Origin of the sequence: Kocuria sp. WN036, from assembly GCF_002287015.1 — a bacterium.
GTDB lineage: Bacteria > Actinomycetota > Actinomycetes > Actinomycetales > Micrococcaceae > Kocuria > Kocuria rosea.
This window is the reverse complement of the sequence record NZ_NSKF01000005.1, coordinates 55329-79042: the sequence shown is the minus strand read 5'-3', so window position 1 is coordinate 79042 and position 23714 is coordinate 55329. Positions and strand designations below refer to the sequence as shown.

Sequence of the window (23714 nt, the reverse complement as noted above, 5' to 3'; positions counted from 1 at the left end):
GATCACCACCACGCCCGGCACCGTGGCCCCCACCACGTCCGGCCCGACCCCCGACACCGTGCGCGAGAACCCGGGAGGAAGCACAGATGCCCAAGCCACGGCCGCTCTACCGGTTCTACGAGCGCCGGCTCTCCGCCGAGCTCGATCCGCGGCGGCTGCCCAAGCACGTCGGCGTCCTCGTGGACGGCAACCGGCGGTGGGCCAAGCAGTTCGGCGCCTCGACCGCGGACGGGCACAAGGCGGGCGCGCAGAAGATCGTCGAGTTCCTCGGCTGGTGCCGGGAGCTGGACATCGAGGTGGTCACCCTCTACATCCTCTCGACCGAGAACCTCAAGCGCCCGGCCGCGGAGCTGGAACCCCTGCTCGAGATCATCTCCGACCTCATGGACACGCTCACCGAGACGGGCATCTGCCGGGTCCAGCCCGTCGGCGCCCTCGAGATGCTGCCGCCGCGGCTCGCGGCGTGCCTGGCCGACCTCACGGAGCGCACCGCGGGCAACGCCGGCCCGCACCTGAACATCGCGGTCGGCTACGGGGGCCGGCAGGAGATCGTGGACGCCGTGCGGGAGGTCCTCACCGATGCCCTCGACGCCGGCGCGGACGTCCGGGAGCTCGCGCAGAGCCTGTCCGTGGAGGACATCTCCCAGCACCTCTACACGCGCGGGCAGCCGGACCCGGACCTGCTGATCCGCACCTCGGGCGAGCAGCGGCTGTCCGGGTTCCTCATGTGGCAGTCCGCCTACAGCGAGTACTACTTCTGCGAGGCGCTGTGGCCGGACTTCCGGCGCGTCGACTTCCTGCGGGCGCTGCGCGACTACGCCTCGCGGCAGCGGCGCTTCGGCGGCTGAGCCCACCGGACCCCGCCCGTCGTCGTCCCGGACGCCGTCCCCGGGCGCGGCGCCGGGCACGCCCGGGGCGGTCGCCGGCAATTTGCGCGCCGTTCACCGTTTCTGCTCGCGCGGCGGGTCCGGTCCGCATACGTTGTCCTCAGGCGGACGGCGCTGACGCCGCCCGCCGGACCGAGGAGGAAGGGCCACCATGAGCATCTCCAAGAAGCAGGAGCGCATCACCGACATCTCCGCCCCCCTGGGTGCCGGGGTGCGCTCCTACGTGATCGACACCTCGGTGTTGCTGTCCGACCCCCGGGCGATCCTGCGCTTCGCCGAGCACCAGGTGGTGCTGCCCGTCATCGTCATCACCGAGCTGGAGGGCAAGCGGCACGACCCGGAGCTGGGCTACTTCGCCCGGCAGGCCCTGCGGCTGCTCGACGACCTGCGCGTGGAGCACGGCGGGCTCAACCGGCCCGTGCCCCTCGGGGACCAGGGCGGGAGCCTGGTGGTGGAGCTCAACCACGTCTCGGACACCGTCCTGCCGGTGAGCTTCCGGCTCAAGGACAACGACTCCCTGATCCTGGCGGTGGCGCTGAGCCTCGCCAACGAGGGCAAGGACGTGTGCATCGTCTCCAAGGACCTGCCCATGCGGGTCAAGGCCTCCGCCCTGGGCCTGGAGGCGGAGGAGTACCGGGCCGAGTGGGTCGGCTCCGACGTCGAGTGGTCCGGGACCGCGGCCCTCGAGGTCCCCGACGACGTGGTGGACCGGCTCTACGGCGGCGAGGCCGTCGTGGTCCCGGGCGCCGAGGGGCTGCCGGCCAACACGGGCCTGACCCTGCACTCCGTGCGCGGCAGCGCCCTGGCCCGGGTCCGCGCCGACGGCTCCGCCCGGGTGGTGCGCGGGGACCGGGACGTCTTCGGCGTGCACGGGCGCTCCGCCGAGCAGCGGCTCGCCATCGACCTCCTGCTGGACCCCGAGGTGGGCATCGTGTCGCTGGGCGGGCGCGCCGGCACCGGCAAGTCCGCCCTGGCCCTGTGCGCGGGCCTGGAGACGGTGATGGAGCGCCGGGAGCACCGCAAGGTCATGGTCTTCCGTCCCCTCTACGCCGTGGGCGGCCAGGAGCTCGGCTACCTGCCCGGCTCCGAGGAGGAGAAGATGAACCCGTGGGGCCAGGCGGTGTTCGACACCCTCGGGGCGCTGGTCTCGCAGGAGGTCGTCGAGGAGGTGCTCGACCGGGGCATGCTCGAGGTGCTGCCCCTGACGCACATCCGCGGCCGGTCCCTGCACGACGCCTTCGTGATCGTGGACGAGGCGCAGTCCCTCGAGAAGAACGTGCTGCTCACCGTGCTGTCCCGGATCGGGCAGAACTCCAAGGTGGTCATGACCCACGACGTCGCCCAGCGCGACAACCTCCGGGTCGGCCGCCACGACGGCGTGACCGCCGTGGTCGAAGCGCTCAAGGGCCACCCGCTCTTCGGCCACGTCACGCTGACCCGTTCGGAGCGCTCACCGATCGCCGCCCTGGTCACGGAGGTCCTGGGCGACCTGGACAGCTGAGCCGGGGGCCTCAGGGGCCGACGGGCCAGGGCAGGTGCCTGCTCACGTCCGTGAGGTCCAGGGGCACCGAGCGGAAGAGGTCGTCGATGAAGTACTCGTCCACGGCCTCGATCCGCAGGTCGTGGCCCGTGCCGGCCAGCGGGCCCTCGAGCACCTCGGAGCGGACGCAGACGGCCGTCCGCTCGTCCAGGAGCACCCGGGTGCGGGCCGGGGCCAGGGGGTGCCCCGGCGTCGTCGGGGTGTAGGCGTGGCCGGGGACCACCACGGCGCCGCGCACGGGCCGCCCGTGGTGGGTGCCGGTGCGGACGTCCTCGACCGTGCAGGGCCGCCGCTCCGGCAGGTAGGGCGGCACGGGGGCGTCCCCGGCCAGCTCGACGGGGTCGAGGATGGCCTGCCAGCGGCCGCCGCCGAAGACGGGGTCCCCGTAGGCCGCCTCGGGCCTGCGCTCGACGAGCCCGGAGTCCGTGAACACCGGGGCCACCAGCTGCGGCGCGAGCAGCCACGAGGCCGAGGTCGAGGCGACGTAGAAGTCGTCGCGCGACTGCTCCCGCGTGGTGGCCGTGTAGAGGGGGGTGCCGTCCAGGGCCTCGACGCGCAGGCCGTCCGGGCGGCGGACCCAGGCCCGGACGGGCCGGCGGGGCGCGGCGTCCGCGGGGGCCGGCCAGGACAGCACGAACCGCAGGGTGTCCCAGCGCCACGGGGAGGAGCGGCTGAGCGCGCAGAACTCGTCCTGGTCGGTGGGCGCGGGGACGGGGGAGCGGTGCATGACCCCAGTCTAGGGAGGGCCCCGCGCGTCCACAGGCACCCCGTCCCTGCGGGGGCCGGGGCTACGATGCCCGGTGTGGGCACCTTCCTGACCGAGCAGTTCACCCGCGGGGACGCCGCCGGGTGGGCCGCCGGGGCGCTCGCGCTGCTCGGCACCGCTGTGCTCGTGGTCGCGTGCGCGTGGCTGTGGCGCACCGACGTGCGGGAGCACCGGCTGCCCGGCCGCGTGGTGCGCCCGCTGTACCCCGGGTGCGGGGTGCTGCTGGGCGGGGCGGCGGTGCTGGCCGGCGAGCCGGTCCGGCTGCTGTGGATGCTGTGGGGCCTGGTGGTCGTGGGCGGGCTCTACGTCCTGCTCCGCATGCTCCACCCGGCCGGGATGGGCATGGGCGACGTCCGGCTCTCCGGTCTGCTCGGCATGTGCCTGGGCTTCGTCTCCGTCTGGCACGCCGTGCTGGGGGCGGCGGCCGGGTTCGTGCTCGGCGGTCTGGCCGGGGCGGTGCTCGTGGTGCTCGGCCGGGTCGACGCCCGCTCCCGGGTGGCGTTCGGTCCCGCCATGATCACCGGGGCCCTCGGGGTCCTCCTGCTGCTGTGACCCGCGCCGGCCTGCCAGAATGGGCCGGACCCCACCCCAAGACACTGCACGAGGAGCCCGCATGCCCACCCCCGAGTTCGTCCTGTCCCTGCGGGAGAAGATCGGCCACGATCTCCTGTGGCTGCCTGCCGTCACCGCCGTGGTGCTGCGCGAGGACGGCCGGGTGCTGCTGGCCCGGCGCAGCGACAACGGCAACTGGGGACTGGTGAGCGGGATCGTGGAGCCCGGCGAGGAGCCGGCGGTCACGGCGGTGCGCGAGTGCCTGGAGGAGACCGGCGTCGTCGCCGTCGTGGAGGAGCTCGTGGCGGTCAGGGCGGGGGAGCCCGTGCGGTACCCCAACGGGGACCGCTGCCAGTTCCTGGACCACACCTTCCGCTGCCGCTGGGTCTCCGGCGAGGCCCGCGTCAACGACGACGAGTCGCTCGAGGTCGGCTGGTACGCCATGGACGAGCTCCCGCCGATGCCGCCCCACCAGCTCGAGCGGCTGCGGGCCGCGCGGGCGCACAGCGGCCCGCCCCGCTTCGTGGTCTGAGCCCCCCGGATGCCGCGAGGGGTCGCGAACTGTGCCCGGACACGGCGAGGGGTCGCGTCCGGAGGGAATGCCGCAGCATTTCCGTCCGGACGCGACCCCTCGGTGCGCCGGGAGCGCAGGGTCAGGCGTTGGGGCCCGTCATGGTGGTGACGTCCAGCGCCCGGTCCAGCTGCTCCTCGGTGAGCTGGCCGTTCTCGACGTAGCCGAGGGCGATGGTCGCCTCGCGCACCGTCATCTTGTTCGCCACGGAGTGCTTGGCGATCTTCGCGGCGGCCTCGTAGCCGATGGCCTTGTTCAGCGGGGTCACGATGGACGGGGACGCCTCGGCGAGGAAGCGGCAGCGCTCCGTGTTCGCCTCGAGCCCGTCGATCATCTTCTCCGCCATCACGCGCGAGGAGTTCGCGAGCAGGCGGATGGACTCCAGCAGGGCCGAGGCCATGACCGGGATGCCCACGTTGAGCTCGAACGCCCCGTTGGTGGAGGACAGCGAGACGGTGGTGTCGTTGCCGATCACCTGCGCGCAGACCTGGATCGTGGACTCGCAGATCACCGGGTTGACCTTGCCGGGCATGATCGAGGAGCCGGGCTGGAGGTCGGGGATGAGGATCTCGCCGAGGCCGGTGTTGGGGCCGGAGCCCATCCAGCGCAGGTCGTTGTTGATCTTCATGTAGCTGTAGGCGACGTTGCGCAGCTGCCCGGAGGCCTCGACCAGGCCGTCCCGGTTGGCCTGGGCCTCGAAGTGGTTGCGGGCCTCGGTGATCGGCAGCCCGGTCTCCTCGGCGAGCAGCTCGATGACGCGGGCGGAGAAGCCGGCGGGGGTGTTGATGCCGGTGCCCACGGCGGTGCCGCCCAGCGGGACCTCGGCCACCCGCGGCAGCGAGGACTCGACCCGCTCGATGCCGTAGCGGACCTGCGCGGCGTAGCCGCCGAACTCCTGGCCCAGGGTCACCGGCGTGGCGTCCATGAGGTGGGTGCGCCCGGACTTCACGACATCCTGGAACTCCGAGGCCTTCCGCTCGAGCGACTCGGCGAGCTGCGTCATGGCCGGGACCAGGTCGTTGATCAGCGCGCCCGTGACGGCGACGTGCACGGAGGTCGGGAAGACGTCGTTGGAGGACTGGGAGGCGTTGACGTGGTCGTTGGGGTGGACCTCGACGTCCGTGCCCTCGAGCGCCTGGTTGGCGAGGGTCGCCAGCACCTCGTTGGTGTTCATGTTGGAGGACGTCCCGGAGCCGGTCTGGAAGACGTCGATCGGGAAGTGCTCGTCGTACTGCCCCGTGGCGACCTTGTCCGCGGCGTCCGCGATGGCCCGGGCGCGCTCGTCATCGAGCACCCCCAGCTCCGCGTTCGCCGTGGCGGCGGCCTTCTTGATCTGTGCCAGCGCGACGATGTGCTGGGGCTCGAGGGGCTTGCCCGAGATGGGGAAGTTCTCGACCGCACGCTGGGTCTGAGCGCGGTACAGGGCGTTCGCGGGAACGCGGACCTCGCCCATGGTGTCGTGCTCGATGCGGTACTCGGTGGTCTCTGCGGTGGTATCAGCCATGGCGCCAGTCTAGGACAGCGCCGGGTGACGCCCGGCACGGCGACCCGGGGTGACGGCCGCCGCGCCGGGCACCCGGTTCAGCGGCCCGGAAGCCAGGTGCCGTGCCCGTGGACGAGCTCCGCCTGGCCGTCCTCGAGGTGGTAGAAGACGCCGACCACGGCGACCTCGCCGTTGGAGACCGCGTCCGCGATCACCCGGGACTGCTCCATGAGGCGGGACGCCGTCTGCTTGGTGTGCTCCACGACCGCCGCGTTGACGTCCTGGTGGCCGTGGCGCTGGGTCTCGAGCACGGAGGGCATGATCCGCTCGATGAGGTCCCGCTGGAAGCCGCGGGGCATCTGCCCGGAGCCGGCGACGCTGTGCGCGGCGGTCACGGCCCCGCACGAGTCGTGGCCGAGGACCATGATCAGCGGCGTGCCGAGGTTCGCGACCGAGTACTCGATCGAGCCGAGCACGGCGTCGTCGATGACCTGCCCGGCGGTGCGCACCACGAACGCGTCGCCCAGGCCGAGGTCGAAGATGATCTCGGCGGCCAGCCGTGAGTCCGAGCAGCCGAAGATCACGGCGAACGGATTCTGCCCGCCGGCCACGGACTGCCGCCGGGAGGCGTCCTGGTTGGGGTGCATGGACTCGCCCGCCACGAAGCGGGCGTTGCCCTCGCGCAGGCGCTGCCAGGCGGCGGCCGGGGTGCGGGGCGAGGTGTCGTCGGGGCGGGTGTCCGGGGTCATGGCATCTCCGTGGTTCGCGGGGCAGGGGCGTCGGTGAGGTCCTCGGCGACGGCGGCGGCCAGCCGGTCCAGCTCGGCGCCGGACGCGTCGCCCTTGAGCACGACGGTGGAGCCGTTGACCTCACCGGTGTACACGGTCAGCGCGTCCTGGTTCCGGGACTCCTCCCGGACGTGGACGTCCCACGGCACGCCGCCCACGTCGACCGTCGCGGTGGCGGGGACGGCCTCGGCCTGCTGGGCCAGCCACGTGGGGTTGGCCATGGACGTCTGCACCAGGCCGATGAAGCTGCCCTGCGGGGTGGCCCAGCCGATCTCCCAGAAGGGCACCCCCTCGGCGGCGCCGCCGTTCCACCGGGCGTAGTTGGCGGTCCAGTCCTCGCCCGGCTCCGGCACGACCGGGGTGAAGGGCGCCTCGTCCGCGACGAAGTCCGCCTCCTGGGCGACGTCGACGTCGGGGCGGTACGGCTGGGCGTCGGGGCGGGGCTGGAGCCACACGAACGGCAGTACCAGCAGGAGGAGGACCGCCATGGAGATGATCATCCCCTGCACCGGGGCGTTGAGCCGTCGGGCCTGCTTCTCCGTGATCTGCGGGAGCGGCTGCTCCGGGGCCTCGGCGGCCTCGGAGCCCGGCGCGGTGCCGGGGCCCGCGGCCGCGGGGTGCTCTGCCGAGGGGTGCTCTGCGGGACGGTCGGGGGTCGAGGAGCTCACCCGTCCATTGTGCCCTGTCCGCCGGCCCCTGTCCGCCGCGCCCGCCCTCCGTCCGCCGCGCCCGCCCTCCGTCCGCCGCGCCCGCCCTCCGTCCGCCGCGCCCGCCCTCCGTCCGCCGCGCCCGCCCTCCGTCCGCCGCGCCCGCCCTCCGTCCGCCGCCCCCGCTCCCTCCGCGCCGGGCCCGCCCGGACGCACCCGGCCGCAATGTGGCCCAGGTCGCGGTCCGCGGAGGCGTGGGCGATATGCTGGGCGGGACGTGGACCGCGCCCGCGGCCGAGCCCGGCCCGGGGGTCCCGAAGAACGTGAACTCGAAGGTGAGGAACAACGTGGCCGAAGAATCCACCGGAACGATCCCCGCGCGCACCAACAACGTGGCCGACCGCAACCTGGCGATGGAGCTGGTGCGGACCACCGAGGCGGCGGCGATCGCCGGCGGCCAGTGGGTCGGCGCCGGCGACAAGAACGCCGCGGACGGGGCGGCGGTCGACGCCATGCGGTCCCTGCTCTCCACCGTGCACTTCAACGGCACCGTGGTCATCGGCGAGGGCGAGAAGGACGAGGCCCCGATGCTCTTCAACGGGGAGCAGGTGGGTGACGGCTCCGGGCCGGCCTCCGACGTCGCCGTGGACCCGATCGACGGCACCCGCCTCACCGCGCTGGGCATGAACAACGCCCTGGCCGTCATCGCGGTGGCCGACGGCGGGTCGATGTTCGACCCCTCCGCCGTCTTCTACATGGACAAGCTCGTGGTGGGCCCGGAGGCCGCGGACTTCGTGGACCTGCGCCTGCCCGTCAAGCAGAACCTGCACCTCGTGGCCAGGGCCAAGGGCGTCAACATCAACCAGCTCACCGTGTGCGTGCTGGACCGCCCGCGCCACCAGCAGCTCGTCGACGAGATCCGCGCCACCGGCGCCCGCACCCGGATGATCCTCGACGGGGACGTGGCCGGGGCGATCGCGGCCTGCCGTGAGGGCACCGGCGTGGACGTCATGATGGGCATCGGCGGCACCCCGGAGGGCATCGTCACCGCGTGCGCCGTCAAGGCCACCGGCGGCATCATCCAGGGCCGGCTCGCCCCGGTCGACGACGACGAGCGCCAGAAGGCCCTCGACGCCGGACTGGACCTGGACGCGGTGCTGACCACCGACGACCTCGTCACCTCGGACAACTGCTTCTTCTCCGCCACCGGCATCACCGACGGGGACCTGCTGCGCGGCGTGCGCTACCGCGGCCGCCGCATCACCACCCAGTCCATCGTGATGCGCTCCCGCTCCGGGACCGTGCGGATGGTCGAGGCCGAGCACCTGGCCTCCAAGTGGGAGAAGTACGCGCGCCACTGAGCCTGCCGCTGAGCCTGACACCGGGCCGGCGCCGGGCCCGGCCGGCACGGCCGTGACAGGACCCCCGCACCGACCTCCGGTGCGGGGGTCCTCCTGTCCCCGTCGCACCGTGTCCGGCCCCTCTCCCAGCCCGTCCCGGCCCTAGACTGGAGGCCGAACTGCGGGCGCCGACCGCGGTCCCCCAGCCGGGGCGGAGCGCCCGGGTGACGAGGAGGATCCCCACGTGAGCACCACGGTCAGCCCCTGTCCCAACCGCAAGACCTGGGACGCCACCGTCCGGGTGACCGGCGGGCACCCGCAGCAGCTGTGGGGCATCGGCGAGGCCCAGGCCTCCGCCGAGGGCCCCGGTCTCCGGGTCGACCGCGTCATGGTCCACGACGCCGAGCAGCGCACCGTGGGCTACGCGCAGCTCTACCTGCGCTCCGAGGCCGAGCGCGTGGTCGCCGGGACCGTGCACTGCCACGTCCACCGGCCCGAGGACCTGCCCGTGGTCGCCGCGGCCCTCGCCGACTGGGCCCGGGAGGAGCACTCGGCCGTCCTGCTGCGCTTCCAGGCCGACACCCTGCGCGCGCCCGGCACCCCGGAGGCGCTGGAGGCCGCCGGGTTCACCCGGCCCGCCGCGGACGCCGGGCCGGAGGAGTCCCGGCGGCTGGAGGTGGTGCTGGGGGAGACCGAGCGGGACCTCTCGCGGCGGCTCTCGGAGGCCACCCTGGACCGCTGCCGCACGGCACTGCGCACCCCGGGCGTGACGGTGCGGGAGGTCACGGCGGGCAGCCGGGTCCTCGCGAACATCGGGCTGCGGACCCGGCTCATCACCCAGCTGCTGGAGGACCTGGGCGAGGACTCGCTGCTGCTCGTGGCCACCGAGGCCGCCGAGGACGGCCGCGAGGCCGCCCTGGGCTACCTGTGGTTCGTGCACACGCGCGGTCTGGCGATGATCTATCGGCTCGGCTTCACCCGCCGGGGCCGGGACCTGGGCGTGGACGACGCCCTGCTGCTGACCGGGATCGTCGAGCTGCAGAAGCGGCGCGTGCAGCGTCTCGACGGCGGCGACCCGGACGAGACGGAGGTGCCGCTCGTGGTCCGCGAGCTGGCGGCGACGGAGCGCCCGGTGCTGGGCCCCTGGGAGAAGGCCCTGGGCCGTGGCCCGGCGGGGGAGTTCTCGGAGGACGTCGCCGAGGCCGCCGCCGAGGCCTCGGGGACCGCGGTCGCCGCGGAGCTGGGCCTGGGCGAACCGGCCCCGGCGTGGTCTCCCGACCTCGGGGAGCCGGACGACGTGCCCGAGGACGACGACGGCGCGTCCCGTCCCGTCCGGGGGCGTGCCCGGCGGGCCCGGGACCTCACCCGCCGCGTGGTCGGCGAGAGCATCTCCGCCCTCCGGGACGCGGCGGGGCGCTGAGACCGGGCGCTCAGGACTCCCGGCGGCGCATCCCGGCGACGGACTCCCGGAGCCGACCGGTCAGGCCCGGGAGGCTCTTGCGGGCCGAGACGGCGGCCTCCCGGGCGGCGCGCACACCGGTGTACGCGGCGTACTTCCCGCGGCTCAGCGGCAGGTCCCAGGTCCCGGGATAGGACTCCGGGCGGCCGCCGAAGGACTTCTTGAACTTCGTGAAGCCGTGCCACGGGTGGTCCGGGCCGGCGTCCTCGGGCGCCGTGCCGAAGAGGTCGAAACGGCTCAGTCCCTTCTGCTTGGCGTCCAGGACCATCCGCACGACCAGGGGGATCCCCGCCGAGAGCCTGCGGTGCTCGAAGTCCATCGCGGCGTGGGCATAGGTGCGGGTGTCGTCGGAGTCGTAGACGAGGGAGGCGCCGATGGGCTCCCCGTCCAACCGGGCCACGTAGAGGGCCGCCGCGCCCACGGGCATGAGGCTGCGGGCGGCCTCGCGCAGATAGGCGTCCTGCTGCCGGGCGAAGTCCTTGCGCTCGGCCGTGGCCTCGAGGAAGCCCAGCAGCACGTCGACGTCCTCGGGGTCGGCCGAGGTCGTGAAGGTCACGCCCTTCTTGGCGATGTTGCGGTGCAGGTTGCGGTTGGTGGACTTCATGTCCTTGAGGATCGCGTCCTCGTCCTGGATGAGGTCGATGACCTGGGTGTGCCCCGGCTGCACCTGCCGGGGGGCGGGGCGCAGCCCGCGCCGGCGCAACGACGCCTCGGGCGTCTCGAGCCCGTCCGTCACCGCGGCGTCGACGGGCTCCACCCGCACGAACCAGCAGCGCTCGGACCGGGCGGTGCGGGCGAGGTCGTCGAGCGCGGCTTCGAAGGCCTGCGGGGTCCGCGCCTCGGGACCGTACGGGCAGTAGAGGTAGCGGCCCGTCCGGCCGCCCTCGAGGATCGCGAGGTAGCGCCATCCGTCCCCGGAGGCCTGGAACACCTTGTGCCCCAGGTTCCGCTGGAATCCGGCCCATGCGTTCGACTGCAGTATGTTCGCCACGCCCCCACTGTACCGGGGCGTCGGAGCGCCGCCGGCGCCCCGCGATCCGGGCCGGTCAGGGCACCGAGCAGGTGCCGTTGGGCGTGAGCTCTTGCGTCCCCACGAGGGGCTTCGCCGCCGCGAGGGGGGCGGCCATCGCGATCCCGGAGCCCACCGGGGTGCCGGCCGGCAGGGCCTGCGCGTCCCGCGCGCCGCGGTCCGTGGCCTCCTCGAGCACCCGGTCGAGGTCCTCGTGCAGCAGGTCGAAGTCCGGGTAGGTGGGGAAGGACGGGTCGTAGTACGGCGGGCCGGCGGCGTACTGCACGAGCTCGTGCTCCTTGGCCTTGAGCGCCACGTCCACGAACGAGCCGATCTGGCTCTGCGGGATGTCGGTCTCGACGACCTGTGTGCCCGAGTTCGCGAGCTCCTCGAAGCGGGTCAGCACGTTGACGGGGTTGAGCTGCTTGAGCATCGCGGCCTGCACGCAGCGCTGGCGCGCCTGGCGGTCGTAGTCCGTGGCCCCCTCGCGGGACCGGGCGTACCAGAGGGCGTGGTAGCCGTCCAGGCGCTGGACGCCAGGCTCGATGTACCCGAAGATCTCGTTCGGCAGGCCCGTCACCAGGTCGGTGCCGCCGCCGATCGGAACGCGCCCGCCGACGTCGATGGTGATCCCGCCGAGGGCGTCGACGAGCTGCTCGAAACCGTTCATCTCGACGATCGCGTAGGCCTGGACCTCGATGCCGAGGACGCCCGAGGCGGCGTCCTTCATGGCCTCGGCCCCGGGGTCCGCGGCGTCGGGGTAGAGCTCGGCGTGGTTGTTCGTGACGTCGGTGTAGAGGGCGTTGAGGATGCACTCGTCGCCGCAGTTGAAGCCCTCGGGATAGACGTCGGCCAGCGGCGAGTCCGAAGGGAAGGGCGCGTTCTGCAGGTTGCGCGGCAGGGAGACGGTCACGGTCCGCCCGGAGTCGGCGTCCACGCTGAGCACCGTCATCGAGTCGGGGCGGCGGCCCGAGCGGTCCTCCCCGGAGTCGGTGCCCATGAGCAGGATGTTGTACCGCCCGTCCGCGGGCCGGAAGGGCAGCCCGCCCCCGAAGACGTCCGAGACCGCGCCGCGCGTCACGGAGAGCAGGTAGGCGGACCAGGCCAGTCCGCCGGAGGTGACGAGCATGAGCGCCACGGTGGCCGCGGCCACCGCGCGGCGGGTCCGCTGCACGAGCAGGCCGGGCCGGACGAGCCGGAGCGTGTCGAAGAAGAGCAGCGCCCATCCCACCGCCAGGGCCACGAGCCCGGCGATCAGCAGCAGGGACGTGAACGAGTTCGTCAGGAACCAGACCAGGGGAGTGCGCCACAGCACCAGGGACAGGAGCGCCAGCGCCGCCGCGGCCCAGACCACCACGTCGACCTTGAGGGCCGCCCGGCCGACGGCCCGCCGGCCCGCGACGAGCTGCGCGCTGCCGGGGACCACGAGCGTGGACAGCAGCAGCGTCCACGCGCGCCGGGCCCGGGTGCCGTCCCCGGCGTGCTGCGGGTGGCGCAGCGGATCCGTGAGTCGGGGCGGGCTCGCCGCGTCGTCGTCGACGCCCCGCACGGCCGTCACGGCGTCGGGCGGGAGGTCCCGGGACCGGGAACCCTCGGCGGACGGGTCGTGGGGCGGGCGGGGATCGTGCTCAGCGCGGGGGGTGTGGCCGTTCACGGGCAGCTCCGGCGAGGAAGGGCGGGCAGGGGGAAGGACGGGAGGGCGGGAGCGCGGGCGCCCGGGTCAGCCGTCGAGGCGGGTGCGCAGGGCGGCGCCCTTGGCGTGGGCGGTCTCCCGGAGCTCGTCGGCGAAGCGCAGGAGCTGCCCGCGCAGGACCTCGGCCTGCGGGTCCGCGCCGGCGGCGAGGATCCGGGCGGCCAGCAGCCCGGCGTTGCGCGCCCCGCCGATGGACACGGTGGCCACCGGGACGCCGGCGGGCATCTGCACGATCGACAGCAGCGAGTCCATGCCGTCGAGGGTCTTCAGGGGGACGGGGACGCCGATCACGGGCAGGGGCGTCACCGAGGCGAGCATCCCCGGCAGGTGGGCGGCGCCGCCGGCCCCGGCGATGATCACCCGCAGCCCCCGCTCGTGCGCCCGCCGACCGTACTCGATCATCTCGGTGGGCATCCGGTGGGCGGAGACGACGTCGGCCTCGTACGCGATCCCGAACTCCTCGAGGGCGGTGGCGGCGGCCTCCATCACGGGCCAGTCGGAGTCCGAGCCCATCACGACGCCGACGACGGGCTGCTGCTTCTCGTTCACTGGTGCTCCTGGGCTGCTCGGCGGGTGGGGGCCGCCATCGCGGTCCGGTCTGGGGCTACGCTATCCGTCCCGGCTGGACGGGCCGTGGGAGGCACGCGGGTCAGGCCTGCCCGTCGCGCAGCACGGCGGCCACGCGGGTGGCCCGCCGGCGCAGCTCCGGGATCTCGTCCGCGGTGCCGGTGAGGTTGACGTGGCCGATCTTGCGCCCGGGCCGCACGGCCTTGCCGTAGTTGTGGATCTTGGCGCGGGGCTCTGCGCCCATGGCCGCCCGGTAGGCGCCGAAGAGGTCCTGGTTCGCCCCGCCCAGGTAGTTCTTCATCACCGCGGACCCGCCGATCAGCCCGGTGTCCCCGAGCGGGAGGTCCAGCACGGCGCGCAGGTGCTGCTCGAACTGGCTGGTCACGGATCCGTCCATGGTCCAGTGCCCGGAGTTGTGCGGGCGCATGGCGAGCTCGTTCACCAGGAACCCGGTACCGCGGCCGGGGGTCTCGAAGAGCTCCACGGCCATCACTCCGGTCACGCCCAGCTCGGTGGCCAGCGTCCGGGCGGCGTCCGCGGCCGCGGCCGCGACCTCGGGGCGCAGCTGCGGGGCGGGCGCGAGCACCTCGTCGCAGACGCCGTCCACCTGGATCGACTCCACCACCGGCCACGCCCGCACCTCGCCGGAGGGGGTCCGAGCCACGAGCGCGGAGAGCTCGCGGGAGAACCCGACCTTCTCCTCCGCCAGCAGGGGCCCGTCCGTGCGGGCGAACCACTGCGCCGGCTCGGCGCCGCGGGCGTCCTCGGCGGTGCCGAGCACCATGACGCCCTTGCCGTCGTAGCCGCCGCGCGGGGTCTTGAGCACCACCGGCCAGCCCGTGCGCTCCCCGAAGGCGATCAGCTCCTCGACGTCGGCGACCGCCTCCCACCGCGGGTTCGGCAGCCCGAGGCGCTCCACGGCCGCGCGCATCCACAGCTTGTCCTGGGCGTGCACCAGCGCGTCCGGGCCCGGGCGGACGTCCACGCCCTCGGCGAGCAGGGTCTGCAGGTGCTCGGTGGGCACGTGCTCGTGGTCGAAGGTCAGCACGTCGACGCCCGCGGCGAACCGGCGCAGCACGTCGAGGTCGGTGTAGTCGCCCACGGGGGCGGTGGGCACGGCGGCGACCGCCGAGACGTCGGGGCCCTCGGCGAGCACGCGCAGCTCGATCCCCAGGGCGGTGGCGGAGGGCGCCATCATGCGGGCGAGCTGCCCGCCTCCGACGACGCCGACGACAGGGGCGGTCACAGAAGAATTCACCCGACCAGGGTATCCCGGTCCGCCGGGACCGCTCGGCGGGCCGGGATGCCCTGCCTCCGGGGCCGCCCGCCGCCCGGTCTCCGGCGTCGTGCTCCCGCCTCGGCCCCGGCACCTGCCCGGCGCGGGCCCCGCGACGGCCAGGGGACTGTGCTGTAACTCTCCGGTGCCGTGCAGGAGGGGCGGGGTAGGATGTGCCGAGGTCCGCCGCGGGTGCTCGTCCGTGGGCGTCGACCGCCGCGCCGGCCGGCGCCCACCGCCTCACCACCTGGGAGACCTGAAGCCGCGTGAACCGCCTCGTCGACCGTTTCGATGCCCTGTGGCACCTCTTCGTCAAGGAACTCATGAAGTTCGGCGTCGTGGGCGCCCTCGCGTTCGTGATCAACGCGTCGCTCACCTGGATCCTGATGCACACGGTGTTCGAGGACGGCCACCTCAAGGCGAAGTTCGTGGCGACCGCCGTGGCCATCGTCTTCGCGTGGGTCGCCAACCGGCTGTGGACCTTCCGGCACAAGCGCCAGTCGGACAAGCGCCGCGAGCTGGTCCAGTTCCTCGTGGCCAACGGCATCGGCATGGCCATCGAGCTCGGCTGCCTCGGCTTCAGCTACTACGTGCTGGGTCTCACCAGCGCCTACGCGTCCTTCGTGTCCGGCACGATCATCGGGACCATCCTCGGCACCGTCTTCCGGTACTTCGCCTACCGCTTCTGGGTGTTCACCGAGGAGCTCGACGAGGACCCCAACTTCGCGGACACCGCGGCCCTCGAGATCGCCCTGATCACGGGTCACCAGCCCGCGGAGGGCGCCGAGCACCCCCACCGCGCGCACCAGCACCCCCACCGGGAGGGCGCCCGCCACCGCGCGGGGAGCGCGGCGGCCCCCGGCTCGGACACCCACGAGAGCCACGAGAGCCACGGGAGCACGGAGCCGGCGGAGGGGCGCTGAGCCGTTCCGCTCAGAAGGCCACGGCGTTCTCGGCCGCCAGGACTGACCGCCAGCCGTCGTCGGCCGCGTCCGCCGGGCGGTCCGTGACGACCGCGGCCCGGCCCCCGGCCAGCACGGCCAGCACGCGCAGCAGGAACTCGGCGTCCATCCGCCGGCCCGGCACGTGCACGGCCGACGCCGTCCCCCACGCGTCCTCCCGCCCGGCCGCGAGCTCGCCCGCGGCCGGCATCAGCCGGTCGTGCGGCAGGAAGCCGTCGTCGGTGCCCGCGGCCCGGAGCGCGGCACCGTCCGGCGCCGGCTCCTCGAGGCCGTCGTAGACGTCCGCGTGGGAGCGGACCTCGGCGCAGTAGTCGAGGACGTCCCCGTCCGGCAGCTCGCCGCGGTGGCCGAGCGAGAGCGCCGGCCGGTCCAGGACCACGGCCCGCGCCCCGGCGGGCACCCGGTCCAGCAGCGGGGGAGTCGCCCCCTGCGGGTCGACGAGGCCCACCACGGCCCGGTCCCCGGGCTCCGCCGCGCCCTCGCGGGGATCGACCACCCGCACCGCGGCCCCCATGGTCCACGAGCCGAGGACGGCCGCGAGACTGCGCCAGTGCACCTCGTCGCCGACGGCCACGAGGTCGCCCGCCTCGAGGTCGAGCTCGTCCACCCACAGGTTCGCGGTCTTGGCCACCCAGTTGTCGAGGACCCGCCCCGAGAGCTCCACGCGCTCGCCGTCCCGGCCGTACCAGATCAGGGCCGGGCGGCTGCTGCTGCGCAGCTTGTCCACCAAGCGGGGGACAGATCGGGGGGTCGGGGTGTCCATGGTTCCTCCTCGTGGCTGCCGTGCCCGCGGCGGCGGTTCGGCATATGCGTAGGGCCGCATTCTTCGCCCTCTGCGGCATTCCTGTCGAAAATCGGGCCGTGACGTGGAAAAACGTCTACTCCCAAAGACATTCTTCCCGGATATCGTGGCATGGGCGGTCACCCGGGACGGGTTGACTCCGTACTAGTTACACACGTGTAATTGGGAAGTCCGGCAGACGATCAGCAAGGATACGTTCTCCGGGATGCACAGGGTCGGCGACCCCCGTACTGCGCCGCACCCGAGCAATCGTGTCGGATGGAAGGAAAGTCATGGGAGAGGCCGCACGACAGCAGGTCGTGGAATCCAGCCCCCTCGAGGCCCGTCGGCTGAGCATGCGCTCGGTGCCAGAGGACTGGTTCGTCGATCCCGTCGACCCCCGGGCCGCCGAGCGGCACGTCCGCCGGGCGGCCGGGAGCATGGAGGACCAGGCCACGGCCTACCTCCGGGCCCACGAGGCCGTCCAGAACCTCTCCGGCGCCGGAGCGGCCCCCGCTCTCGACCTGCTCGAGGCACCGGCCGCCGACGAGGGCTCCGACTGGAGCGCCGTGGCCGGGCTGTACGCCGTGGACGAGGACGAGGGCGAGCTCGCGTGGCAGACCGACGCGCTGTGCGCCCAGACCGATCCGGAGGCCTTCTTCCCCGAGAAGGGCGGGTCCACGCGTGACGCCAAGCGCGTGTGCGAGGCCTGCCCCGTGCAGGCGGAGTGCCTCGACTACGCGATGAGCAAGGACGAGAAGTTCGGCATCTGGGGCGGGCTCTCCGAGCGCGAGCGCCGCCGCCTGCGCCGTCTCGCCCGCTGAGGTAGTTTCGGGCCATGAGCTCCTCCGGCAGTCCCACCCGCCTCTGCTCCCGCCAGACCTGCAGGCGGGACGCCGTCACGACCCTGACCTACGTGTACTCGGACTCGACCGCCGTCGTCGGCCCGCTCGCCGGACACGCGGAGCCCCACGCCTACGACCTGTGCGCCGTGCACGCCGACCGGCTCACGGTGCCCCGGGGCTGGCGCGTGGTCCGGCTGGAGCCGCCGGAGGCGAGGGCCCGGCGCGAGGACATCGGCGCCGTGGCGGAGGCGGTCCGGGAGGGCGAGCCCCCGGCGCCCGTCCGCGACCGCCCGCGGACGGTGCTGCGCGACGTCTCCCTGCCGCGACCCTCATCCCCGGCATCCCCGGCACCGCACGCGCCGCGTCCTGAGGGCTCCCGCACGACCCCCCGGACCGGCGGCCGGGCGGGTGCCCCGGAGCGTGCCGCACCGGGCGGCCCGACGACGGCCCCGCAGCGCCCCTCGGTGCCCGCCCCGGAGAACCCCCGGGCTGCCGGCGCGGAGGCCCCCCGGGGCCCCGCCACCGGCATCTCTCGCCCGGCCGTGCCCGAGCGCGCTCCGCGGCCGGCCCCGGAGCCGGCCCCCGAGATGCCGTGGAACGACGTCCCGGTGCCCGCGGCCCTGCACCGGGCGCACCTGCGCCGGCCCGCCGTGCCCGGGGGCTCCGCCCGGCCCGAGGCCTGAACCGCGCGTCCCCGGCCGGTTCCGCACCGTGCCCGTGCTCCGCCCCTAGGATGAGCCGCAGACCGCACCTGTCCGGTGCGGACGGCTCTTCCCCCCGGAGCACCAGGAGTCCCCCCATGACTGTCCCTGCAACGACGCAGCCGGCCCACGAACTCCACACCGAGTTCCACACCGGTCTCCGCACCGAGAACCGCCACGAGAGCAGGCCGGCGCGGCATCACGAGACACCGGCCGACCGCCGCCCCGCCCCCTGGGCGCTGCCGGTGCCAGAGCCCGAGCCGGTGCCCCCCGTGGCGGTCGCCCTGGCGCCCGGTCTGCTCGAGCTCCTGCGGTGCCCCCTCACGGGCGGGACGCTGATCCCCGTGGACGCCGACCGGCTGATGAGCGACCGCCCGTTCCGAGACGGGGTGCACCCGGTCTATCCGATCGCCCACGGCATCGCCTGCCTGACCCCCGGGCGATGACGCACCGCACACGTCGCAGGGGGTCACGAAGGCGTTAACATTCGTGACCGATGGGTGGCGGGTGAGGTCCTGCGCGGCCTGCGGACCTATCGTGGGAAGCAGTTCCCCAGCGTTCCCCCCACCCCCCAGACGCCCGAGGTGCCGCTTCCCATGCCCCTGTCCTCCTGCCCGGTTCCCGCGCCCCCCGCCCCGCGAGCGCTGCCGGCCCCCCGGCGCCTGGTCGCGCTGGGGGCCGTGACGGTCCTGCTCGCCACCGGCTGCGCGCAGGCCTCCGGGGCGCCCGCGGCAGAGCAGGCCGCCACCGCCCAGGCCGCCACCGCCCCGACGGCCACTGCCCCGGCCACGCCGTCACCGAGCGGGCCGGCCACGGCCGCACCGGCCGAGGTCACCGTCGCCCCCGCGGACGCGGCGGTCGAGCACAACCCCGTGGAACCGGTCGTGGTGCGCGCCGACGGGGGCGAGCTGACCGACGTCGTGCTGGTGCCCGCCGCCGGCGGGGAACCGGTGCCCGGGGAGCTTTCCGCCGACGGCCGCACCTGGACCAGCACCGCGGTCCTGGCCTTCGACACCCCCTACGTCCTGCACTGGAGCGCCGCCTCCAAGACGGGACCGACCACGGGCACCAGCACGTTCACGACCGTCCTCGCGGCGAACGAGGTCGACGCGCGCCTCAACGTGGCCGAGGGCGGGGTCTACGGCACCGGTCAGGTCCTGGAGTTCACCTTCTCCGAGCCCGTCGTGCACAAGGAGCAGGTCGAGGAGGCCGTCACCGTGGACGGCGGCGGCGACCGGGCGGGCGCCTTCCGGTGGTACTCGGACACGATGCTGCGCTACCGCCCCGCCGAGAAGTGGGCGCCGCGCTCGGAGATCACGGTCTCCCTGAACCTCCTCGGACTCGACGTGGGCCACGGCATGGTGGGCAACCACGACCTGCGCCGGAGCTTCTCGACCGGCGCCGAGCACTACGCCCGGGTGGACAACGAGACCAAGACGCTGACCGCCTGGGTGGACGGCGAGGTCGCGGGGACGTTCCCCGTGACCCTGGGCAATCCGGACTGGCCCTCGACCACCGGGCAGAAGGTCATCATGGAGCAGGCCCCGACGTACCTGTTCAAGGCCTCCTCGCTGGAACTGGAGCCGGGGGACCCGCACTGGTACGACACGTTCTGGGCCTCCAACGTGTCCCGGCTGACCGCCAGCGGCGAGTTCGTGCACCAGGCGCTGCCCTCCGCGCTGCCCGTCCTGGGGATCGCCAACGTCTCCCACGGATGCGTGGGCATGCCGCCCGAGGGCGCGAAGTTCATCCACGACGTGTTCCGGCCCGGGGACGTCGTGGAGGTCGTGGGCACCGGCTACCCGCAGGCCGATCCCGACGACGGGTACGGCGACTGGAACATCCCGCTCGAGCACTACGCGGACGAGGAGTGGAAGGGCGACTGGTGAGCCCCCGCCGGTGAGCCCCCGCAGGTGAGGGAGCGGGCCGGCGGTGGGTAGGATCGGGACCGGCCGGAGCGGACCCGCCCGCCCCGGACCACCGACCCCCTCCGACCGAAGGACCCGCCCGTGGCCACCCCCAGCAACGACAAGGCGCCCTGGCAGCAGGCAGACCCGCCCGCGGACGACCGGCAGCGCGAGGAGCCCGTGTGGACGGGCCTGCTCCCCGCCGTCGTCCCCGCGGAGAGCGCGTCCGAGGACGCGCACGACGACGACCGCCCCGGTGGGCGCGGCGGGAGCCGCGGCGCCGGGACGGGCCGCACGGGGGGCGGCGCCCGCGCCGTCGGGGCCGACGAGGCCGCGGGGGACGAGGACCCGGACGCGGAGGCGCGCCGCCGATCCGCGCTGCGCCGGGACGCGCTGGCGGACGAGCCGCGGCTGCCGCGGCTGCAGCAGGTCCTCCTGGCGCTCGTGCTCCCGCTCGCGCTGCTCGCCGCGGCCGTGCGCGTGGTGGCCACGCCGCTGTTCCTGTGGGCGGAGTACCACCGCCCGGGCTTCCCGGCGGACTCCTACGGCTTCTCCACCGAGGAGCGGATGGTCTTCGGCTCCTACGGGCTGGACTACGTCATGAACTGGGCCCCGGCCGGGTTCCTCGGCGGGCTGCAGGACGCGGACGGCGCCCCGCTGTTCCTGGGCTCCGAGGTCGCGCACATGACCGACGTGAAGATCGTGCTGCAGGCCGCGCTCGCGGTGGTCGCGGTCCTCGCGCTGCTCGGCCTCGTCTCGTGCCTGTACCTGCGGGCGAAGGCCCCGGGGGCCGCCTCCGGCGCCCTGTTCTTCGGCTCGTGGCTGACCGTGGCGCTGCTGGTGGCGCTGGCCGTCGCCGCGGTGCTCGGCTGGCAGCAGTTCTTCGCGCTGTTCCACTCCCTGTTCTTCGCGGACGGGTCCTGGACCTTCCGGGCCTCGGACACCCTCATCCGGCTGTACCCCACCCAGTTCTGGATGGACGCCGCGATCGCCGTGGCCGGCCTCGCCCTCCTGGGGGCGCTCGCGGTCATGGCCGCCACCTGGCCCACGGCCTTCCGCCGGCACCGGGCCCTCGACCGGGTGCGCCGGCGGCAGGAGCTCAAGCGGCGGCTGGCCGGTCGCTGAGCCGGCGGGTCAGATCCAGGCGGTGAACCACATCCGCTCCCGCCACTGGGCGTACTCGACGGTCTCCGCGTACCAGACGGGGGCGAAGTGCGCGCTGAGCAGGAGCACCGCGGCCGTGAACACCCCCACCACCGCGAGACCCGCGCGCCGGCGCCGCACGGTGTCCCCGGGACGGCCCAGGACCAGGCCGAGCATGCCGGCGAGCATGAGCATCAGGGCCGGCTGCACGGGCAGCGCGTAGAAGTAGTACATGGTGCGCTCGGGGTACAGGAACCAGGGCAGGTACCCGGCGGCGAACGCACCGGTCAGCGCCCCGAAGCGCCAGTCCCGCCGCACGGCCCACAGCCACGCGGCCACGAGCACGGCGGCGATCGCCGTCCACCACAGGAGCGGGTTGCCGAGATTGAGGATCGCCTGCGAGCAGTGCTCCACCGCGCACCCGGACCTGCCCCGCTCCGGGTCCTCGTAGAAGTAGGAGGTGGGCCGGCCCAGGGTCAGCCACAGCCACGGCAGCGCCTCGTAGGCGTGCTCGGTGCCCAGGCCGCTGTGGAAGCCGTAGGCGGAGGAGTGGTAGGCCCACAGCGAGCGCAGGGGCGCGGGCAGCCACTGGGGGCCCTCGCCCGGGTGCTGCTGCGCCCAGGTGCGGTCGTAGGCGTCCGTCGAGGCGAACCAGCCCGCCCAGGTGGACACGTAGACCACCAGGCCCGTCCCGACGACCGCGAAGAACGCGGGCACGCCGTCCTTGAGCACCCCGGCGGGCAGCCAGCGCCGCACCCCGGCCACCCGGCGGGCGTTGAGGTCCCACAGCACCGTGAGCACGCCCAGCCCGGCCACCAGGAACAGGGCGCTCCACTTCACGCCCACCGCGAGCCCGCAGGCCGCGCCCGCCGCGATCCGCCACCAGCGCACGCCCAGCCACGGCCCCCACTCCAGGCGGCGCCGCAGCTCCGCCTCCGGGACGTCGCGGCCCGGGGCCACCCCCAGCCGGGCGACCAGGCGGCGGCGCCCGTGCTCCCGGTCCAGCAGGAGCAGGACGAACGCGAGCAGCACGAAGAACATCAGGAACACGTCCAGCATCGCGAGCCGCGACTGCACCAGGTGCAGCCCGTCCACCGCGGTGAACAGCCCCGCGAGCGTGGCCACCGTGACCGAGCGGAAGAGCAGCCACCCGGCGGCGCACACCAGTGCGATGGACAGCGTCCCGACCAGGGCCGCGGAGAAGCGCCAGCCCAGCGGGTCCTCGGCGCCGAAGAGCCACATGCCGAACGCGATGAGCCACTTCCCGGCCGGCGGGTGCACCACGTAGGAGGGGGTGGCCAGGGCCTCCGGCGGGGTGCCGGCCACGAACAGCTCGTCGGCGCCCTCCGGCCACTGCCGCTCGTAGCCGTGCAGCAGCAGCGAGTAGGAGTCCTTCACGTAGTAGGTCTCGTCGAAGACGATCGCGTCCGGGTGGGAGAGCCGGTGGAAGCGCAGCAGCCCGCCGAGCAGGACCACCAGCAGCGGCCCCAGCCACGCGAGCCGGGCCACCGCCGCGGGGGCCGGCAGCAGCCGCTCCCGCAGGGCGGCGGGGGCCAGGGACCGGCGCAGGGTGCCCACCGGTGCCGCCGGCCGAGGCTCCGGCGCCAGGAGTGGGGCGCGCACCGAGGAACTCACGGTGTCATCGTAGGGGACGCGTCCCGGCGCCCGCTGAGCCGCGGGGGAGGCCCGCGGAGCGCGCCGTAGAGTGGACCCGTGCACACGGAACCCCACGACGACACTCCTGCCGACGCCCCCACCGACGCCGCCGACGGCCGGAACGGCGCCTCCGCCGGCGGTGCCGCGGGTCCGGGGCAGGTGGTCTTGGCGGGCACTCCGATCGGCAACCTCGGGGACGCGCCGCCCCGGCTGCGGGCGGCCCTCGAGACCGCGGACGTGCTCGCCGTGGAGGACACCCGGCGGCTGCGCCGGCTCACCGCCGGGCTCGGGGTCACCACGCGCGGCCGGGTGCTCACCCACCACGAGCACAACGAGGCCGGACGGGTCGCCGAGCTGCTCGACGCCGTCCGGTCGGGAAGCACCGTGCTGGTCCTCTCCGACGCCGGGATGCCCACCGTCTCCGACCCCGGCTACCGGCTCGCGGAGGCCGCGGCCGCCGAGGGCCTGACCGTGACCGCGATCCCCGGCCCCTCGGCGGTGCTCATGGCACTGGCCGTGTCCGGCCTGCCCACGGACCGGTTCACGTTCGAGGGCTTCCTGCCGCGGAAGTCCTCGGAGCGTGCCGCTCGGCTGGCGGAGCTCGACGGCGAGCGGCGCACCATGGTCTTCTACGAGGCCCCGCACCGGCTCGAGGTCATGCTCGCCGCGCTGCGGGACGCGTTCGGCCCGGGCCGCCGGGCGGTCGTCGCCCGGGAGCTCACCAAGCTGCACGAGGAGGTCGTGCGGGGCTCGCTCACCGAGCTCGTGGACTGGTGCGGGCAGGGGCAGGTGCGCGGGGAGATCGCCGTCGTCGTCGCCGGTGCCCCCGCCCCCGAGGCCGCGCGACCCGAGGACCTCGTGGCCGAGGTGGAGGCGCTCGTGGCCGCCGGGACCCGGCTCAAGGACGCCGCCGGCCGCGTGGCCGAGCGCACGGGCGTGGGCAAGCGGCAGCTCTACGAGACGGTGCTGGCGGCCCGCAAGGCATAGGGGCGGTCCGGCCCGGGCGTCGCCTCACAGGCTCGCCGCGCCCCGGTGAGGCCGAGTTGACCCCCGGGAGCGGACGGGGACACGGTGCGGAAACACGGCCCGTCCAGACTGGGACGTGCCGGGAGCGGGGCACGTGCCCCGCGGGACCCGGCAT

Annotated in this window: 22 protein-coding genes and 1 pseudogene; 13 read left to right on the top strand and 10 right to left on the bottom strand. The window is 74.3% G+C overall.

Annotated features, from left to right (window positions below):
- Positions 1-86 precede the first annotated feature (86 nt).
- Together CK505_RS05135 and CK505_RS05130 are read left to right on the top strand one after the other, a co-directional pair.
- On the top strand, positions 87-848 hold the full coding sequence (locus CK505_RS05135) for an isoprenyl transferase (RefSeq protein ID WP_095650453.1): 762 nt from the start codon (positions 87-89) through the stop codon (positions 846-848).
- 190 nt (positions 849-1038) lie between these two features.
- Entirely contained in the window at positions 1039-2388 is a 1350-nt protein-coding gene (locus tag CK505_RS05130; protein WP_017832410.1) for a PhoH family protein, read from the top strand.
- A 10-nt stretch (positions 2389-2398) separates the two neighbouring features.
- Here the strand turns inward: CK505_RS05130 and CK505_RS05125 are convergent, their stop codons facing one another.
- The gene (locus tag CK505_RS05125) at positions 2399-3154 is read right to left on the bottom strand and encodes a hypothetical protein (protein WP_017832409.1); all 756 of its coding nucleotides are present in this window, start codon (positions 3152-3154) and stop codon (positions 2399-2401) included.
- 75 nt (positions 3155-3229) lie between these two features.
- Here CK505_RS05125 and CK505_RS05120 point away from each other — a divergent pair, with 75 nt between their 5' ends.
- Both CK505_RS05120 and CK505_RS05115 read left to right on the top strand, forming a co-directional pair.
- Positions 3230-3745 (top strand): prepilin peptidase, encoded by a 516-nt coding sequence (locus CK505_RS05120; RefSeq protein ID WP_095650452.1) that lies wholly within the window; start codon positions 3230-3232, stop codon positions 3743-3745.
- Positions 3746-3806: 61 nt separating this feature from the next.
- On the top strand, positions 3807-4277 hold the full coding sequence (locus tag CK505_RS05115) for an NUDIX domain-containing protein (protein WP_095650451.1): 471 nt from the start codon (positions 3807-3809) through the stop codon (positions 4275-4277).
- 121 nt (positions 4278-4398) lie between these two features.
- Here CK505_RS05115 and CK505_RS05110 read toward each other — a convergent pair whose 3' ends face one another.
- From CK505_RS05110 to CK505_RS05100, 3 genes are all read right to left on the bottom strand, one after another.
- Positions 4399-5820, bottom strand: a complete 1422-nt coding sequence (locus CK505_RS05110) for a class II fumarate hydratase (protein WP_095650450.1) — start codon at positions 5818-5820, stop codon at positions 4399-4401.
- A gap of 77 nt (positions 5821-5897) precedes the next feature.
- On the bottom strand, positions 5898-6548 hold the full coding sequence (locus tag CK505_RS05105) for a carbonic anhydrase (protein ID WP_095650449.1): 651 nt from the start codon (positions 6546-6548) through the stop codon (positions 5898-5900).
- On the bottom strand, positions 6545-7255 hold the full coding sequence (locus CK505_RS05100) for a DUF4245 domain-containing protein (protein WP_017832404.1): 711 nt from the start codon (positions 7253-7255) through the stop codon (positions 6545-6547). The genes CK505_RS05105 and CK505_RS05100 overlap by 4 nt, the downstream gene beginning before the upstream one ends.
- A gap of 392 nt (positions 7256-7647) precedes the next feature.
- On the opposite strand from CK505_RS05100, the gene glpX reads away from it, so the two are divergent.
- Positions 7648-8595: a class II fructose-bisphosphatase gene (gene glpX / locus CK505_RS05095; RefSeq protein WP_109222828.1), complete on the top strand. Its 948-nt coding sequence runs from the start codon at positions 7648-7650 to the stop codon at positions 8593-8595.
- A 223-nt stretch (positions 8596-8818) separates the two neighbouring features.
- Complete coding sequence (locus tag CK505_RS05090) at positions 8819-9994, top strand: hypothetical protein (protein WP_095650448.1); 1176 nt, start codon at positions 8819-8821, stop codon at positions 9992-9994.
- A 10-nt stretch (positions 9995-10004) separates the two neighbouring features.
- Here CK505_RS05090 and CK505_RS05085 read toward each other — a convergent pair whose 3' ends face one another.
- The 4 genes from CK505_RS05085 to CK505_RS05070 all read right to left on the bottom strand — a co-directional run bounded on the left by CK505_RS05085 (position 10005) and on the right by CK505_RS05070 (position 14500).
- Positions 10005-11024, bottom strand: coding sequence for a peptidoglycan bridge formation glycyltransferase FemA/FemB family protein (locus tag CK505_RS05085; RefSeq protein ID WP_095650447.1), 1020 nt, complete (start codon positions 11022-11024; stop codon positions 10005-10007).
- Positions 11025-11079: 55 nt separating this feature from the next.
- On the bottom strand, positions 11080-12696 hold the full coding sequence (locus tag CK505_RS05080) for an LCP family protein (RefSeq protein ID WP_095650446.1): 1617 nt from the start codon (positions 12694-12696) through the stop codon (positions 11080-11082).
- A gap of 66 nt (positions 12697-12762) precedes the next feature.
- Entirely contained in the window at positions 12763-13248 is a 486-nt protein-coding gene (purE, locus tag CK505_RS05075) for a 5-(carboxyamino)imidazole ribonucleotide mutase (RefSeq protein ID WP_095650486.1), read from the bottom strand.
- Positions 13249-13384: 136 nt separating this feature from the next.
- Positions 13385-14500: a 5-(carboxyamino)imidazole ribonucleotide synthase gene (locus tag CK505_RS05070; RefSeq protein WP_051063720.1), complete on the bottom strand. Its 1116-nt coding sequence runs from the start codon at positions 14498-14500 to the stop codon at positions 13385-13387.
- A 344-nt stretch (positions 14501-14844) separates the two neighbouring features.
- On the opposite strand from CK505_RS05070, the gene CK505_RS05065 reads away from it, so the two are divergent.
- A complete protein-coding gene (locus CK505_RS05065; RefSeq protein ID WP_095650444.1) occupies positions 14845-15501 on the top strand; it encodes a GtrA family protein in 657 nt (218 codons plus the stop codon).
- Between the two features lie 10 nt (positions 15502-15511).
- Here the strand turns inward: CK505_RS05065 and CK505_RS05060 are convergent, their stop codons facing one another.
- Positions 15512-16303 carry a TIGR03089 family protein gene (locus CK505_RS05060; protein WP_141246782.1) on the bottom strand — a complete coding sequence of 264 codons (792 nt, stop codon included), beginning with the start codon at positions 16301-16303 and terminating at the stop codon, positions 15512-15514.
- Between the two features lie 311 nt (positions 16304-16614).
- Here CK505_RS05060 and CK505_RS05055 point away from each other — a divergent pair, with 311 nt between their 5' ends.
- From CK505_RS05055 to CK505_RS05035, 5 genes and pseudogenes are all read left to right on the top strand, one after another.
- A complete protein-coding gene (locus CK505_RS05055) occupies positions 16615-17145 on the top strand; it encodes a WhiB family transcriptional regulator (RefSeq protein WP_095650442.1) in 531 nt (176 codons plus the stop codon).
- 14 nt (positions 17146-17159) lie between these two features.
- Positions 17160-17441, top strand: a pseudogene (locus CK505_RS18815) (DUF3499 domain-containing protein); the annotation flags it as partial.
- Positions 17442-17965: 524 nt separating this feature from the next.
- On the top strand, positions 17966-18313 hold the full coding sequence (locus tag CK505_RS05045) for a hypothetical protein (RefSeq protein ID WP_095650441.1): 348 nt from the start codon (positions 17966-17968) through the stop codon (positions 18311-18313).
- 150 nt (positions 18314-18463) lie between these two features.
- Positions 18464-19756, top strand: a complete 1293-nt coding sequence (locus tag CK505_RS05040) for an Ig-like domain-containing protein (protein ID WP_095650440.1) — start codon at positions 18464-18466, stop codon at positions 19754-19756.
- A gap of 120 nt (positions 19757-19876) precedes the next feature.
- Positions 19877-20899, top strand: a complete 1023-nt coding sequence (locus CK505_RS05035) for a TIGR01906 family membrane protein (RefSeq protein WP_081615703.1) — start codon at positions 19877-19879, stop codon at positions 20897-20899.
- A 9-nt stretch (positions 20900-20908) separates the two neighbouring features.
- Here the strand turns inward: CK505_RS05035 and CK505_RS05030 are convergent, their stop codons facing one another.
- The gene (locus CK505_RS05030) at positions 20909-22552 is read right to left on the bottom strand and encodes a dolichyl-phosphate-mannose--protein mannosyltransferase (protein ID WP_255250891.1); all 1644 of its coding nucleotides are present in this window, start codon (positions 22550-22552) and stop codon (positions 20909-20911) included.
- A gap of 78 nt (positions 22553-22630) precedes the next feature.
- On the opposite strand from CK505_RS05030, the gene rsmI reads away from it, so the two are divergent.
- Entirely contained in the window at positions 22631-23560 is a 930-nt protein-coding gene (gene rsmI, locus CK505_RS05025; RefSeq protein WP_176475291.1) for a 16S rRNA (cytidine(1402)-2'-O)-methyltransferase, read from the top strand.
- Positions 23561-23714 lie beyond the last annotated feature (154 nt).

Bases quoted from the DNA above. Each gene is read 5' to 3' on its own strand.
- purE (WP_095650486.1), bottom strand. From the start codon at position 13,248: ATGGGCTCGGACTCCGACTGGCCCGTGATGGAGGCCGCCGCCACCGCC.
- CK505_RS05060 (WP_141246782.1), bottom strand. From the start codon at position 16,303: ATGGACACCCCGACCCCCCGATCTGTCCCCCGCTTGGTGGACAAGCTG.
- glpX (WP_109222828.1), top strand. From the start codon at position 7,648: ATGGAGCTGGTGCGGACCACCGAGGCGGCGGCGATCGCCGGCGGCCAG.
- CK505_RS05115 (WP_095650451.1), top strand. From the start codon at position 3,807: ATGCCCACCCCCGAGTTCGTCCTGTCCCTGCGGGAGAAGATCGGCCAC.
- CK505_RS05130 (WP_017832410.1), top strand. From the start codon at position 1,039: ATGAGCATCTCCAAGAAGCAGGAGCGCATCACCGACATCTCCGCCCCC.
- CK505_RS05105 (WP_095650449.1), bottom strand. From the start codon at position 6,548: ATGACCCCGGACACCCGCCCCGACGACACCTCGCCCCGCACCCCGGCC.
- CK505_RS05040 (WP_095650440.1), top strand. From the start codon at position 18,464: ATGCCCCTGTCCTCCTGCCCGGTTCCCGCGCCCCCCGCCCCGCGAGCG.
- CK505_RS05055 (WP_095650442.1), top strand. From the start codon at position 16,615: ATGGGAGAGGCCGCACGACAGCAGGTCGTGGAATCCAGCCCCCTCGAG.
- CK505_RS05070 (WP_051063720.1), bottom strand. From the start codon at position 14,500: ATGATGGCGCCCTCCGCCACCGCCCTGGGGATCGAGCTGCGCGTGCTC.
- CK505_RS05135 (WP_095650453.1), top strand. From the start codon at position 87: ATGCCCAAGCCACGGCCGCTCTACCGGTTCTACGAGCGCCGGCTCTCC.
- CK505_RS05110 (WP_095650450.1), bottom strand. From the start codon at position 5,820: ATGGCTGATACCACCGCAGAGACCACCGAGTACCGCATCGAGCACGAC.
- CK505_RS05125 (WP_017832409.1), bottom strand. From the start codon at position 3,154: ATGCACCGCTCCCCCGTCCCCGCGCCCACCGACCAGGACGAGTTCTGC.
- CK505_RS05045 (WP_095650441.1), top strand. From the start codon at position 17,966: ATGACTGTCCCTGCAACGACGCAGCCGGCCCACGAACTCCACACCGAG.